This is a genomic window from Halovenus carboxidivorans (genome assembly GCF_009831575.1).
In the GTDB taxonomy this organism is placed as follows: Archaea; Halobacteriota; Halobacteria; order Halobacteriales; family Haloarculaceae; genus Halovenus; species Halovenus carboxidivorans.
Genome location: NZ_WUUT01000001.1, coordinates 810,332 through 824,291 on the forward strand (window position 1 = coordinate 810,332; position 13,960 = coordinate 824,291).

Annotated in this window: 12 protein-coding genes; 7 read left to right on the forward strand and 5 right to left on the reverse strand. The window is 64.5% G+C overall.

Annotation, left to right across the window (positions count from 1 at the left end):
• Positions 1–4: 4 nt before the first annotated feature.
• The 3 genes from GRX03_RS04065 to GRX03_RS04075 all read right to left on the reverse strand — a co-directional run bounded on the left by GRX03_RS04065 (position 5) and on the right by GRX03_RS04075 (position 1,760).
• On the reverse strand, positions 5–505 hold the full coding sequence (locus GRX03_RS04065) for a hypothetical protein (protein WP_159762880.1): 501 nt from the start codon (positions 503–505) through the stop codon (positions 5–7).
• A gap of 42 nt (positions 506–547) precedes the next feature.
• A complete protein-coding gene (locus tag GRX03_RS04070; RefSeq protein ID WP_159762881.1) occupies positions 548–1,309 on the reverse strand; it encodes a hypothetical protein in 762 nt (253 codons plus the stop codon).
• Between the two features lie 73 nt (positions 1,310–1,382).
• A complete protein-coding gene (locus GRX03_RS04075; RefSeq protein WP_159762882.1) occupies positions 1,383–1,760 on the reverse strand; it encodes a DUF5820 family protein in 378 nt (125 codons plus the stop codon).
• Between the two features lie 413 nt (positions 1,761–2,173).
• Between GRX03_RS04075 and GRX03_RS04080 the strand changes: the two genes are divergently transcribed.
• The 7 genes from GRX03_RS04080 to GRX03_RS04110 are packed head-to-tail and all read left to right on the forward strand — an operon-like array spanning position 2,174 to position 10,795.
• Positions 2,174–4,243 (forward strand): PrkA family serine protein kinase, encoded by a 2,070-nt coding sequence (locus tag GRX03_RS04080; protein ID WP_159762883.1) that lies wholly within the window; start codon positions 2,174–2,176, stop codon positions 4,241–4,243.
• A complete protein-coding gene (locus tag GRX03_RS04085; RefSeq protein WP_159762884.1) occupies positions 4,243–6,522 on the forward strand; it encodes a PrkA family serine protein kinase in 2,280 nt (759 codons plus the stop codon). Before GRX03_RS04080 ends, GRX03_RS04085 begins: the two co-directional genes overlap by 1 nt.
• A gap of 13 nt (positions 6,523–6,535) precedes the next feature.
• Positions 6,536–7,858 (forward strand): YeaH/YhbH family protein, encoded by a 1,323-nt coding sequence (locus GRX03_RS04090; RefSeq protein WP_159762885.1) that lies wholly within the window; start codon positions 6,536–6,538, stop codon positions 7,856–7,858.
• Positions 7,851–9,872, forward strand: a complete 2,022-nt coding sequence (locus tag GRX03_RS04095; RefSeq protein ID WP_394351724.1) for a SpoVR family protein — start codon at positions 7,851–7,853, stop codon at positions 9,870–9,872. Before GRX03_RS04090 ends, GRX03_RS04095 begins: the two co-directional genes overlap by 8 nt.
• A 39-nt stretch (positions 9,873–9,911) precedes the next feature.
• The gene (locus GRX03_RS04100; protein WP_159762886.1) at positions 9,912–10,292 is read left to right on the forward strand and encodes a secondary thiamine-phosphate synthase enzyme YjbQ; all 381 of its coding nucleotides are present in this window, start codon (positions 9,912–9,914) and stop codon (positions 10,290–10,292) included.
• A 47-nt stretch (positions 10,293–10,339) separates the two neighbouring features.
• The gene (locus GRX03_RS04105; protein WP_159762887.1) at positions 10,340–10,540 is read left to right on the forward strand and encodes a hypothetical protein; all 201 of its coding nucleotides are present in this window, start codon (positions 10,340–10,342) and stop codon (positions 10,538–10,540) included.
• Positions 10,541–10,597: 57 nt separating this feature from the next.
• Positions 10,598–10,795: a hypothetical protein gene (locus tag GRX03_RS04110; RefSeq protein ID WP_159762888.1), complete on the forward strand. Its 198-nt coding sequence runs from the start codon at positions 10,598–10,600 to the stop codon at positions 10,793–10,795.
• Here the strand turns inward: GRX03_RS04110 and GRX03_RS04115 are convergent, their stop codons facing one another.
• On the reverse strand, positions 10,796–11,857 hold the full coding sequence (locus tag GRX03_RS04115; protein WP_159762889.1) for a phosphotransacetylase family protein: 1,062 nt from the start codon (positions 11,855–11,857) through the stop codon (positions 10,796–10,798).
• Positions 11,854–13,950 (reverse strand): acetate--CoA ligase family protein, encoded by a 2,097-nt coding sequence (locus GRX03_RS04120; RefSeq protein WP_159762890.1) that lies wholly within the window; start codon positions 13,948–13,950, stop codon positions 11,854–11,856. The genes GRX03_RS04115 and GRX03_RS04120 overlap by 4 nt, the downstream gene beginning before the upstream one ends.
• Between the last annotated feature and the right edge of the window lie 10 nt (positions 13,951–13,960).

The following is a 13,960-nucleotide window of genomic DNA, read 5'->3' on the forward strand; positions in this document are numbered from 1 at the left end:
CGTCTCACCGAACGACCCGCCGCAACTGCGTCTCGAACAGGCTCGCGAACCGGCAAGCGGCGTCGTCGTCGAGGCAGTCTCGCATGTGCCGCAACACGAGGGACATCTCGTCTCCGACGGTCACGACACCGATGCTCACCGGCGTCGGCTTCCAGGAGGGCGGGGAGAACCAGAGTGTCGCGGCCGCTCCGGTCCCCTCGAACTCCGGGACACGGCCGAGATTCGAGAGCATCACCGTGTCCACCAATCCCTCCCCCGGCCCGCGCAAGAGTTCGGGTGAGCGCCGTTTCACCCCGACCGGCGTCAGGGCGGGAACGAGATTGAGCGACTCCAGAAAGCCGGCGGCGCTGCCCTCTCGTCTGACCGACGCCGTCTGCTCGGCGACGTGTTCGACCGCGGTCTCCGGGTTCTCACGGTGTCGAGAGCGCGTCGTGATACTCTCGAACAGCGTGTACATGCCGAAGCGCTCGTAGAACCACTCCGGGGGTCGGAGGTTGACCGGCATCAGGAGGCTGATCTTTCCCGAGGCGCTGTCGTGGTCGGCGTTTCAGGCGGCCACAGTCAGGTGCGCTGCGGCGACGAGCAGGTCGTTGACCGAGACATCTTCCGGTCGGTTCGCGAGCAGGGACTCGAATAGCCCCTCCTCGACGGTTCGGTGGACGAACCCCCATCCCGACTTGCCGGGGGTCGTGTCGGCCGCCACCCGGGCGGGCCGGTCGAACAACTTCCCGAGATGGCTCGTCGCGGCGCTGAGCAACGACACTCGCTCCGCGGGTCCGCTGGCTCGGCTCTCCTCGATCAGCGCCCTCGACTCCCCGAACGACACGGATCGCTCCGTCTGCACCTGCCCGCGGTAGGCCTGACAGACGGTCCGAAGAAACCGAACCGCTCCCACTCCATCCGCCGGGACGTGGCTCGTTGCGAGACAGAGTCGGTCGCCGCCGTCCGCTCCTCCCCCGCGTACCACGAGCACGCGAAACGGCGGTGCCTCGCTCAGATCGAACGGTTCACCGTAGAACGTCCGCCGTGCGTCGGTGATCCCGGTATCACCCTCACACTCGGTGATCGGCACCGCATCAACTTCTCCTGGGAGTTCCCAGATGTAGTCGGTATCGAGCGCGCTCGCGGGTCGTTTGCGCGCCCGTGCGAGCGGGTGACGGTCACAGGCAGTGCGGACGGACGATTCGAGTCGCTCGGTGTCTATCACCTCGCTCGTTTCGAGTTCGAGTTGGATGTTCCACGGCGTGAACGTCTGTTCGAGGTTGTAGACGGCCTCTTCGAGGACCGTGAAGGGGACGGTTCGGGGCATGGTCAGTGTGCTCTACGCCGTTGGTTAGTCTCCGGACTGACGCATAGCCTCTGTGGCGGACATACCCGGTGTTTCATCCGATTAGTTCGTCGAGTTTGTCGAGGTACTCCGGTCGCGGCACCTGGTACAGCTCCCGGTACTCGATGTCTCCGGCCACGAATCGCTCTGCGAGCCGTCGCGCCCCGGTTGCGGCGGCTTCTCGGCCCTCGTAGCGCTGTTCGTCGGCCGTTACGTCCGGTTCGAGATACAGTTGCACGTACCACGGCGCATCGGGAGCCGGCGTGTTCCACCCCGGCTTCCGACTCGGTTTGCCCTGTCGGATGTGAATCGTCGGCAGACAGGGTGCCGGGTACGCGTCGCTGTTGAACACGTCCGGTCGGTAGGTCAAAATCACCTTCCGGGGCTCCTCGTTCCAGACCGTCCACCCCTCGGGAAACTCCTCGAACTCCATACTCCCGGTTCGGCCCCGACCGCTATGTCACTTGCTTCAGCCGCCGAACTTAAAAACCGCGCTGCGGGGCGCTCGCGCCCTCCGTTCGGACACGGGTCTCGTCCCGAGGTTTTCGGATCCGACACTCCCGGACCCGTCCCCCGACATCTCCCGGACGGCATACAGATTTATATACATAGAGCACTCGTATAATAAATAGTATCGGTAGTCATCCACACACACAATCACCGACACCTGCTGATTGTTGGCTGGCTTCCGTATGGTATGGATATGCATGTCGAAACCGCCACTGAACATCGGCCGCGCGCCGCAGTCGCCCGACGGGTGGCTCCGGTCTGGGGACGGGATCGATCCCGCTCGACCCGCTCGCGCACCGTGCCGACTCGCCAGCACGCCAACGCTGAGGACCCATCATGAGTAAACAGAACACCCTCGAATCACTGAGCCAGGAGTACCGCGACACCATCCCAAGCGACCTACGACGAACCCACTCCTTCGACTGGTACCTTGAGGAGTTACAGTCGGACCCGAAAATCGCCCGTAGCGCTCACCAGCGCATCGCGGACATGTTCGACTTCTACGGGACCGAGTACGACGAGGACAAGGGGGTCGTCGAGTACAAACTCGCCTCCGAGGATCCGCTGGACGACGGGGAGAACACCTTCTACGGCCGCGTGATCCACGAGGCGATCCACGAGTTCGTCAACAAGGTCAAATCCGGCGCCCGGGGACTCGGTCCCGAGCGGCGAATCCTCCTGCTTCTCGGCCCGGTCGGATCGGGGAAATCCGACTTCGACTCGCAGGTCCGGAAGTACTTCGAGGATTACACGACCCGCGACGAGGGGCGGATGTACACCTTCCGCTGGACGAACCTCTGTGACATCATCGAGGACCAGGACCCGGCCGACGACGTGGTTCGATCGCCGATGAACCAGGATCCCATCGTCCTGCTGCCGGAGAAACAGCGCAAATCTGTCATCAAGCAGATGAACGAGAACCTCGACGCTCCCTACACCATCCGCAACGAGCAGGCGCTGGACCCCGCCAGCGAGTTCTACATGGACGAACTGCTCGCGTACTACGACGACGACCTCCAGGCTGTCCTGGAGAACCACGTCGAGGTCGTCCGCCTGCTCGCCGACGAGAACAAACGCCAGGCGATCGAGACCTTCGAGCCCAAAGACAAGAAAAACCAGGACGAGACCGAACTGACCGGCGACGTCAACTACTCGAAGATCGCGGTCTACGGGGAATCGGACCCGCGTGCGTTCGACTACTCGGGCGCGTTCTGTAACGCGAACCGCGGCGTCTTCTCCGGGGAGGAGCTACTCAAGCTCCAGCGGGAGTTCCTCTATGACTTCCTGCACGCCACCCAGGAGCAGACGATCAAGCCGAAGAACAACCCCCGGATCGACATCGATCAGGTGATCGTCGGCCGGACGAACATGCCGGAGTACCGCGACAAGAAAGGCGACGAGAAGATGGAGGCCTTTAACGACCGGACCAAGCGGATCGACTTCCCGTACGTCCTCTCCTACGAGAACGAGGCCGAGATCTACCGCAAGATGCTCCGCAACGCCGACCTCCCGGACATCCAGGTCGAACCGCACACCCTGGAGATGGCGGGGCTGTTCGGCGTGCTCACCCGGATCGAGGAGCCCGACGCCAGCAGTATCGACCTCGTCCAGAAGGCCAAAGCCTACAACGGCGAGATCGACGAGACCGACGATATCGACGTGAAGAAACTGCAGGAGGAGGCCGCCGAGAAGGTCGAGATCGGCGAGGGGATGACCGGCGTCTCCCCGCGTTTCGTCGGCGACGAGATTGCCGAGGCGATCATGGACTCGATGCACCGCAGCCGCAACTTCCTCTCGCCGCTGACGACGTTCAACCACCTCGAGGACAACCTCGAAAACCACGGCTCGATCTCCGACGAGATGTTCGAGACCTACTACCGCTATCTCGAACTGGTCCGCGAGGAGTACAAGGAGCGGGCCATCGAGGACGTCCGGCACGCGCTGGCGTACGACCTCGACGAGATCCAGCGCCAGGGCGAGAAGTACATGGACCACGTCATGGCCTACATCGACGACGACACCGTCGAGGACGAGATCACCGGCCGCGAACAGGAGCCGGACGAGCAGTTCCTGCGCAGCGTCGAGGAGAAGCTCAATCTGCCGGAGGACCGGAAAGACGACTTCCGCCAGGAGGTCGCCAACTGGGTCTCCCGGCGCGCACGCGAGGGCGAGACGTTCGATCCGCAGGACAACGACCGTCTCCGCCGCGCGCTGGAGCGGAAACTGTGGGAGGACAAGAAACACAACATCAACTTCTCGGCGCTGGTTTCCAGCGGCGAGATGGACGACGACGAGCGCAACGAGTGGATCGACGCGCTCATGGAGCAGGGCTACTCCGAGGAGGGCGCGAAGGAAGTCCTCGAGTTCGCCGGCGCCGAGGTCGCAAAGAGCGAAATGGAGGACTGATGAGTTCCGACGAGTACATCGAGGCGGCCAACCGCGAACTCGACGAGGCCTACCAGCACCCGATGAGCCTCGGCGAGTACGTCGCACACCTGCTCGACCACCCGCAGCAGGCGGCCCACGCCTCGAAGTATCTGCTCAACGCCATCGAACACGCCGGCACACGGACGGTCATCGAAGAGGGCGAGGAGAAGGAGCGGTATCGCTTCTTCGACGATCCGTGGAACGACGGCGAACACGCGATTCTCGGCAACACGGAGGTACTCAACCGCTTCGTCGACGATCTGCGATCGATCGCCGCCGGCCGGGGCAAAGACGAGAAGATCCTCTGGCTGGACGGGCCGACCGCCACGGGCAAGTCCGAACTGAAACGGTGTCTAATCAACGGCCTCCGCGAGTACTCGAAAACCGAGGCCGGTCGGCGGTATACCATGGAGTGGAACATCGCCGGCGTGAGCGACCAGCCGGGGCTGACCTACGGCGACGAGGTCTCCGCCGACGAGGACGACTGGTACGAGAGCCCGGTGCAGTCACACCCGCTGTCGGTGTTTCCCGAGGAGGTCCGTGCGGAGTTGCTCGAGGAACTCAACGAGCGACTGGACGACCACATCCCGATCCGGATGGAGGCGGAGATGGACCCGTTCTGTCGGGAAGCGTACGACTACCTCGAAGAGCAGTACCGCCGAGATGGCGTTGCCGATCTGTTCTCGGCGGTCACGTCGCCGAGCCACCTCCGAATCAAAAACTTCGTCGTCGATGTCGGCCACGGCATCGGCGTCCTCCACAGCGAGGACGACGGCTCGCCCAAAGAGCGGCTGGTCGGATCGTGGATGGCCGGGATGTTGCGGGAGCTGGACTCGCGAGGACGCAAGAACCCCCAGGCGTTTTCCTACGACGGCGTGCTCTCGCAGGGCAACGGCCTCGTGACCATCGTCGAGGACGCCGCCCAGCACGCGGATCTGCTCCAGAAACTGCTGAACGTGCCCGACGAGAGCCGCGTCAAACTCGACAAGGGGATCGGGATGGATGTCGACACGCAGTTGATCGTCATCTCGAATCCCGATCTGGAGGACCAACTGAACCAACACGCCGACAGGAACGGGACCGACCCGCTGAAGGCGCTGAAACGCCGGCTTGACAAACACCAGTTCACCTACCTGACGAACCTCTCGCTGGAAGCGGAGCTGTTGCGCCGCGAACTGACCGACGAGACGACCGTCTGGGACGCCAACAGCTGGGATCAGCTCGAGGAGTGGATCCGCGAACCGATCACCATCAGCGTCCGGGACAGCTCCGGAACCGTCACCGAGCGCGAACTCGCACCCCACGCCATCGAGGGAGCGGCGCTGTACGCCGTGGTTTCGCGGCTCGACGCCTCGGATCTCCCCGAGGACCTCCAGCTGACCGACAAGGCGCTGCTGTTCGACCGTGGGTACCTGCGCGACGGCGACGAACGGATCGACATCGAGGAGTTCGAGTTCGACGACGAGGCCAGCGACGGCGAACACGGCATCCCGGTCACGTACACCCGAGACATCATCGCTGACCTGCTCCACGAGGAGTCAGACCGGTTCGACGAGGAGCTACCGGTCGAGCGGGTGATTATGCCCCGGGATCTGATCAACGCGATGGCCGAACGGCTCACGGACGCCCCCGTGTTCTCGAACACCGAGGCCGCGGAGTTCGAGGAGCGGGTCGCGTCGGTGAAAAACTACATCTTCAGCCAGCAGGAGGAGGACGTGCTCGATGCGATGATGCGCGACAAGCGCGTCGACGAGCAGACTGTCGAGGAGTACGTCGAACACGTCTACGCGTGGGCGGAAGGCGAACGGATCGAGAACGACCGCGGCGAACTGGTCGAGCCGGATCTGCTGAAGATGAAAGTCTTCGAGATCGAACATCTCGGCCGGTTCAACGAGGACAACTACACCGGAAACAACCCACACGAGGAGGTCCAGACCTTCCGCGAGGAGAAGATCATCACGGCGCTGAACCGCCACGCGTGGCGCCACCGCGACGAGGAGTTCCGGGTCTCGGACGTCAATCCCAAGGAGATCCCGGTCATCAAGTCGGTGCTCGGTACCCACGACTGGGAGGACATCAAACGCACCTTCGAGGACTTCGACCCGCGGCAGTGGGACAACCCGCCGAGCGGCACCGAAACCGCGGACATCAAACGAGAGACGATCCAGAACATGCAAGAACTCTTCGAGTACAGCGAGGCCTCGGCCGAACTGACCAGCCGGTACGTCATGAGCCAGGTGAGCTACAGATGGGACTGACCGGAGGTGAACGATGGGGCTGAGAGACGACATCGAACGGTACAAGGAGGTCGGCGAGAACCGCCGTCAGGACCTCTCGGAGTTCATCCAGTACGGCGACCTCGGACAGAGCCGCCGCGACGAGGTCCGGATCCCGATCAAGATCATCGACCTCCCGGAGTTCGAGTACGACCGGCGCGACATGGGCGGCGTCGGGCAGGGCGAGGACGGGACGCCACAGCCGGGCGATCCGGTCGGTGACCCCGAACCCGGCGACGAGGACGGCGAGGACGGCGACCCCGGCGAGGAGGGCGGCGAGCACGAGTACTACGAGATGGATCCGGAGGAGTTCGCCCAGGAACTCGACGAGCAACTCGGACTCGACCTCGATCCGAAGGGCAAGAAGGTCGTCGAGGAGAAGGAGGGCGATTACACCGACCTCACGCGCACCGGGCCGACCGGGACCCTCGATTTCGAGCGGCTGTTCAAGAAGGGGCTGAAGCGAAAGCTCGCGATGGATTTCGACGAGGAGTACGTCCGGGCGGCGCTGCGGATCGACGGCTGGGGTCCCGCCAGGGTCTTCGAGTGGGCCCGCAGCCAGGAGAATCTGCCCGTCTCGCGGGCGTGGATCGAGAACGCCTACGAGGAACTGCCGCGGGACGAACGCGGCATCTACGCCGACTTGGAGGAGATGGAGGAGGAGGTCGAGCGGTCGAGCACAGCACAGCGGATCCGCCGGGACGGCGTCGACGAGGTGCCCTTCCGCCGGGAGGACGAGCGATATCGCTATCCCGAGATCATCGAGGAACGCGAGAAGAACGTCGTCGTCGTCAACATCCGAGACGTGTCGGGCAGTATGCGCCAGAAGAAACGCGAACTCGTCGAGCGGACGTTCACGCCGCTGGACTGGTACCTCCAGGGGAAATACGACAACGCGGAGTTCGTCTACATCGCCCACGACGCAGACGCGTGGGAGGTCGACCGCGAGGAGTTCTTCGGGATCCGGTCCGGCGGTGGCACCCGGATCTCGAGCGCGTACGAACTGGCCGCGGAGATCCTCGACGAGGAGTTCCCGTTCAGCGACTGGAACCGGTACGTCTTCGCGGCGGGCGACTCGGAGAACTCCAGCAACGACACCGAGGAGAAGGTCATCCCGCTGATGGAGGAGATCGACGCCAACCTCCACGCCTACGTCGAGACACAGCCCTCGGGCAACGCGATCAACGCGACCCACGCCGAGGAGGTTCAGCAACACTTCGGGGACAGCGACGACGTCGCGGTCGCCTACGTCTCCAGCCCCGAGGACGTGACCGACGCGATTTACGAGATTCTCAGCACGGAGGAGAACAATGAGTGACTCAGAGGACACCACCCCGATCACCGCACCGGACGACATCGAGATGCAGCGCGAGGCCGAACGGCTCGAAGGTCCGGTCCGGGAGGCCGCGGCGCTGGCGAAGAAACTCGGCCTCGACCCGTATCCGGTCAACTACTGGATCGTCGATTACGACGAGATGAACGAACTGATCGCCTACGGGGGGTTCCAGCAGCGGTACCCTCACTGGCGGTGGGGGATGACCTACGACCGCCAGCAGAAACAGGGCCAGTTCCTCGGCGGCAAGGCCTTCGAGATCGTCAACAACGACAACCCGGCGCATGCCTTCCTGCAGATCTCGAACTCCCTGGCCGACCAGAAGGCGGTGATTACCCACGTCGAAGCCCACTCCGATTTCTTCGCGAACAACGAGTGGTTCGGGATGTTCACCGACGACCCCGACGCCGCCGCCCGACTCGCCCGCCACGGTGAGACCATCGAGGAGTACATGCAGGACACCGACATCGAGCGCGCGGAGGTCGAGAAGTGGATCGATCACATCCTCTGTCTGGAGGACAACATCGACCAACACCAGCCGTACACGCCGCTCAGCCCCGACGACGAGAGTTCCGACCTCGACACCGAGGAGGTGGCCGACGAGCTTGGCGACCTGGAACTCTCCGAGGAGGTCCGCCAGGAGGTCTTCGACGACGAGTGGCTCGAAGCCCGCCGCGAGGACGACGACGCGAGCACGTTCCCGGAGGAGCCGGAACGGGATATCCTCGCCTTCCTGCGCAAACACGGCAGACAGTACGACCCCGACGCCGAGAAGGCCGTCGAGATGGAGGAGTGGCAGAAAGAGATCCTCGAAATCCTCCGCACGGAGGCGTACTACTTCGCCCCCCAGAAGATGACGAAGGTGATGAACGAGGGGTGGGCGAGCTACTGGGAGTCGCTGATGATGGCCGACGAGAACTTCGCGGACGGCAACGAGTTCATCACCTACGCGGATCACATGTCCAAAGTGCTGGGCTCGGGCGGGCTGAACCCCTACAGTCTGGGGCTGCAGCTCTGGAAGTTCGTCGAGAACACCGCGAATCGCCGCCACGTCGTCGAGGAACTGCTCTGCATCGAGGGGATCACCTGGCGGAACTTCCACGATACCGTCGACTTCGAGGCCGTGCTCTCGGTGCTCGAACCGGACGACCTCGTCGCCTCCGTCGACCCCGACGAGCTCGACGCCATCGACCCGTCGGACCCGCGCATCGACGCCGAGGCCCTCGAGGCCGCCCGCGACGGTGAGATCGACCTCGACGCCTACCCCTGGAAGATATTCACCTACGAGGGCATGTGCGAGCGACACTACTCGCTGACCAAACCCGAGAACCGCGGGTTCATCTCCCGGATCTCGATGGAGGAGTTGGAACAGATCTCGCGGTACATGTTCGACGACTCCAAGTACGAGAGCATCGAGGAGGCGCTGTCCGAGGTCGATTACTCGGTCGGCTGGGACCGTATGCGGGAGATCCGCGAGAGCCACAACGACGTCACCTTCCTCGACGAGTTCCTCACCCAGGAGTTCGTCGATGAACACAACTACTTCACCTACGAGTACATGCAGTCCTCTGGGGATTACCGGGCGACCTCGACGGACTACCAGGACGTGAAAAAGAAGTTGATGTTGCAGTTCACCAACTTCGGGAAGCCGACCATCGTCGTCTCCGACGGCAACTACCGCAACCGGAACGAACTGCTGCTCGAACACCGATACAACGGGGTGTCGCTGGACCTCGAACAGGCCAAAGACACCCTCGAACGCGTCTTCGAGCTATGGGGTCGGCCGGTCGCGCTGCGGACCATCGTCAAGGAGTACGACGACCACGACCTCGAAGTCGCTCGCCGCCGGGACCGCGAACCCGAACCGACCGAACAGGGGCTGGAGATCCGGTACAACGGCAAGGAGTTCAGGCGGGAAGACCTGGAGTGGGCCGAGGTCGAACACTTGGCCGCCACCGACATCGACTACGACACCAAGCCCGAAGAGTGGCTGGCCTGAGCCGACGGACCTTTTCCGGTCTCGGTCCTCGGAGTCGGTATGGAGCGTTTCGAGGTCGACACCGAGCAACGCCTCTCGGTCATCGACATCACCGACAGGGTCGCCGAACGGATCCCGCCGGACGCGACCGGAACCGCGACCGTCTTCGTCGAACACACGACGGCGGGAGTCACGGTCAACGAGGCCGAATCGCGGCTCCTCGAGGATTTCGAGGCCGCGCTGTCGGAACTGGTCGGGGACTCGGGCTGGAAGCACGACCAGATCGACGACAACGCCGACTCGCACGTCCGGTCGCTGCTCGTCGGTCCCGACGTGACCGTCCCGGTCGTCGACGGGTCGCTGCGGTTGGGGCGCTGGCAGTCTGTGTTGTTCGTCGAGTGTGACGGGCCGCGGACCCGGAGCGTTCGCGTCGTGGCCTGAACCAGGAACCGAACCGCTCATTTATTCGGGGGGTGTATGAGTCGGCAATGGTAGAGCCACCGTCGCCAGGGCTGTTGGATTACGCCGCAGTCGGATCTGCCGTCGCGGCGCTCGTCTTCGCGTACGTTATCTACCCGAACACCATCGTCCAATACAGCGCGTGGTTGGTGGTGTTCACGATCTGGATGGCGTGGTTCGTCTACTACGGCACCAAGTGGATGTACGGCGTCGAGGGCGACCCGTCCTGATCCGGTGAGGACAGGCCGAGTCGCTACGCATAAACCGCCCCCAGCCGTAGCCTTGGTATGCCCGGATGGTTCGAGCCGAACCGCTACGACCTCGCCGTCGTTCTCACCTCGGTTGCGCTCGTGATCTTCGCGTACTTCATCTACCCGACCGAACTGGCCCGCGTCTCCGCCTGGGCGACGATTTTCTTCATGCAGGTCTGCTGGGTTGGGTACCTCGCCTACCGGTGGACCTGGGACGAGGAGCCACAGGTGTGATCAGCCGTCCAGCAGCGACTCGGCGGTGACGCTCTCTTCGAGTAACTCGACCATCCGTTCGACAGCCTCGGGAGTCCGCGTTCGACCCGACCCGAGCACCGACTCCGTCCGGTCGATCGTCGTCCGCGTGTCCGACTGGACGAGAATGATCGGGACGTCCTCGCTTGTCGCCTTTCCGATGACCGCCTCGGAGGGCCGGTAGCCCCCGGTCAGGATCACACAGCGGACTCCGCTGGCCTGTACCGCCGCAGTCTGGATGTCCGACCGATCACCGCCGGTGATAACCGCGGCGTTGCGGGTGCGACGGAGTTGTCCGAGCGCGCCCGACCCGCTCATCGCGCCGACGAGAAACCGCTCGATCCGTCCGTCCATCGACGCCTCCGGGGTCAGTAGCTCCCCGCCGATCCCGTCCGCGAGCTCTCGGACAGTGATGCTCCCCAACTGCTCGTCGTGCGGGATCGCGCCGTAACTGTCGACTCCTCTCCCGTCGAGGAAGGCCATCGCGTCCTCGACGAGTTCGTCGTACCGATCCGGAGAGACGTCGTTGAAGAGGACGCCGGCGAACCGGTCCTCGTACTCCTCGCTCGCGGCGAGTACCTCGTCGACATCGCCGGCCTCGCTGTACCCGCTGAGTAGCAGGACGTCGGCGTCGAGTAGCTCGGCAATCTCCGCGTCCGTCAGATCGACGGTGCCGCCCGTCCAGCGGAACGTCGACCCTTCGAGCAGCATGAGGTCCGTCCCTTCGGCCAACCCCTCGAAGTTCTCCTCGATGTCCGACCGGAGCTGATCGGGGTCGGCCCGCCCGCGGATCGCCTCCTGGACGAACGTCGGCGAGTAGACGACGGGTTCGAGCTGGTGCATTCCCGCGTCGAGACCCAGCACCTCGCGGGCGAGCATCGGGTCCTCGTCGCGTGTCTTCCCGACGACGCTCTCCAGATTCGTCCCTTTCGGCTTCATGTAGCCGACTGTCTGGCCCCGCCGTTGGGCCAACCGACCGAGCGCGACGGTGATTGCTGTCTTCCCTGTCCCTCCGGTTGTCGACGTGACGAGTAATCGTGTCATAGTTTCTCCTGGTCCAGTGTGAGCCGCAGGTCGACCGCTGTCGCTCCCTCGGGCTGTGCGACGACGGGGTTGATATCGAGTTCGGTGATCGCCGGGAAGTCGGTCACGAGCTGTGAGACCCGCTGAATCGTCTCGACCAGCGCCGCCCTGTCCGCCGGTGTCCGGCCCCGAGCGCCCGACAGCAGCGGCGCCGATTTGATCTCACCGAGCATCGCACGCGCCTCTGACCCGGCGACCGGGGCGACCCGGAAGGCGGTGTCCTCCATCACCTCGACGAAGATGCCGCCGAGTCCGAACATGACCAGCGGGCCGAACTGCGGGTCCCGAGAGACGCCGATGATCGTCTCCGTTCCCTCGTCGAGATCCACCATCTCCTGGATCTGGACGCCGACGATGGAGCCGTCCGGCTGGTAGTTCCGCGCCCGGACGACGATGTCCTCGTAGGTGTCGCGGACGGCCTCCTGTGGGACGCCGACCTCGACGCCGCCGATGTCTGATTTGTGGCTGATGTCCGGGCTGACGATCTTCATGACGACCTCACCCCCGATCTCTCGGGCGACGCGCTCCGCGTCTCCCGGGCTGTCGACGACCTCGCCCTGTGGCGTCGAGATGCCGTACGCGTCGAGCAGATCCATCGACTCGACGCCGAGGTGCGTGCGCCCGCGCTCGACCGCCGAGGTGAGAATCTCCCGCGCCCGGTCGTACTCCACGTCGAACGTCGTCGGCTCGACGGGGTCGTGGTCCCGAATCGCCGCGTACTCCCGGAGCGCGTCCAGACTCCGGACCGCTCTGGCTGGATCGAAGTAGGTGGGAATCCCGGCCTCCCGCAGCGTCGCCGCGGCCGCGTCGGTCCCGGACCCGCCCATCAGCGTCGCGGCGACCGGCGTGGCGTACTCCGCCTGCAGGCGAACCGTTTCATCGGCGAGCGCCTCGAAGGATAGCGTTGCCGTGGGGCAGGCGAGCACGACCGCCATCCCGACTCCCGGATCAGACAGGGCGATCTCGATGGCCGTCGCGAACCGCTCGACATCGGCGTCACCGATCACGTCCACCGGGTTGAAGATGTTCGCCTCGCTCGGCAGCGCCTCGGAGAGGCGGTCTAACGTCTCGTCCTCGAACTCCGCGAGCCGTAGCGCCGCGTCGCCGACGGCGTCGGTCGTCATCACGCCAGGGCCGCCCGCGTTGGTGACGATAGCGACGCCGTCGCCGTCCGGGAGTGGCTGTCCGTCGAGAATCGAGGCGAAATCGAACAACTCCTGAACGGTATCGACGCGGAGGACGCCCGCCTGCTTGAATCCGGCTTCGTAGGCCTCGTCGCTGCCGGCGATGGCCCCGGTGTGCGAGGCCGCGGCCGAGGCTCCGGCCTCCGTTCGGCCGGACTTCACGGTGACAATCGGCGTCTCCCGTGTCACCTCCCGCGCGGCTTCGATGAACTCCCGGCCGTCGGCCACGTCTTCGAGATAGCCGAGGATCACGTCTGTCTCCGGGTCGTCGCCCCACTCGCGGACGAAATCCGACTCGTCGAGGACGGCCTTGTTCCCCAGCGAGACGATGTCGCGGAAGCCGATCTCGCGGTCGCCGGCCCAGTCCAGCACGGCCGTGATGAAAGCGCCGGACTGGCTCATGAAGGAGATTGTCCCCGGCGTCGCCGTCCGCGGGCCGAAGGTGGCGTTCATCCCGACGCCGGTGCTCATCACCCCCAGCGAGTTCGGCCCGACGACGTTGAGGTCGTGCTCTGTCGCAATCTCGACGAGTTCTGCCTCCCGCGCGGAGCCGTCGCTTCCCGCTTCGCTGAACCCGGCCGTGACGACGACGACGTTCTCGATGCCCGCCCGGGCGGCGTCGCGCACGACATCGACCGCGACGGTAGCGGGGACGACGACGATTGCCACGTCGACGTTTTCGAGGTCAGTCAACGAGTCGTGACAGTCCAGGCCGAGTACCTCCTCCTGGTTCGGGTTGACGGCGACGGTCTCTCCCTCGAACTCCGCGAGCAGGTTGCTGGTTATCGCGTATCCGACGGTCCCGGTCTCCTCGGAGGCGCCGACGACCGCGACCCGTTGCGGAGCGAACAGCGTGGATAGCTCACCCATCACCCGGGGC

What these genes read in the sequence shown, in the direction of transcription:
- GRX03_RS04065 (WP_159762880.1), bottom strand. Translation starts at nt 505, where the DNA reads ATGCCGGTCAACCTCCGACCCCCGGAGTGGTTCTACGAGCGCTTCGGC.
- GRX03_RS04070 (WP_159762881.1), bottom strand. Translation starts at nt 1,309, where the DNA reads ATGCCCCGAACCGTCCCCTTCACGGTCCTCGAAGAGGCCGTCTACAAC.
- GRX03_RS04075 (WP_159762882.1), bottom strand. Translation starts at nt 1,760, where the DNA reads ATGGAGTTCGAGGAGTTTCCCGAGGGGTGGACGGTCTGGAACGAGGAG.
- GRX03_RS04080 (WP_159762883.1), top strand. Translation starts at nt 2,174, where the DNA reads ATGAGTAAACAGAACACCCTCGAATCACTGAGCCAGGAGTACCGCGAC.
- GRX03_RS04085 (WP_159762884.1), top strand. Translation starts at nt 4,243, where the DNA reads ATGAGTTCCGACGAGTACATCGAGGCGGCCAACCGCGAACTCGACGAG.
- GRX03_RS04090 (WP_159762885.1), top strand. Translation starts at nt 6,536, where the DNA reads ATGGGGCTGAGAGACGACATCGAACGGTACAAGGAGGTCGGCGAGAAC.
- GRX03_RS04095 (WP_394351724.1), top strand. Translation starts at nt 7,851, where the DNA reads ATGAGTGACTCAGAGGACACCACCCCGATCACCGCACCGGACGACATC.
- GRX03_RS04100 (WP_159762886.1), top strand. Translation starts at nt 9,912, where the DNA reads ATGGAGCGTTTCGAGGTCGACACCGAGCAACGCCTCTCGGTCATCGAC.
- GRX03_RS04105 (WP_159762887.1), top strand. Translation starts at nt 10,340, where the DNA reads ATGGTAGAGCCACCGTCGCCAGGGCTGTTGGATTACGCCGCAGTCGGA.
- GRX03_RS04110 (WP_159762888.1), top strand. Translation starts at nt 10,598, where the DNA reads ATGCCCGGATGGTTCGAGCCGAACCGCTACGACCTCGCCGTCGTTCTC.
- GRX03_RS04115 (WP_159762889.1), bottom strand. Translation starts at nt 11,857, where the DNA reads ATGACACGATTACTCGTCACGTCGACAACCGGAGGGACAGGGAAGACA.
- GRX03_RS04120 (WP_159762890.1), bottom strand. Translation starts at nt 13,950, where the DNA reads ATGGGTGAGCTATCCACGCTGTTCGCTCCGCAACGGGTCGCGGTCGTC.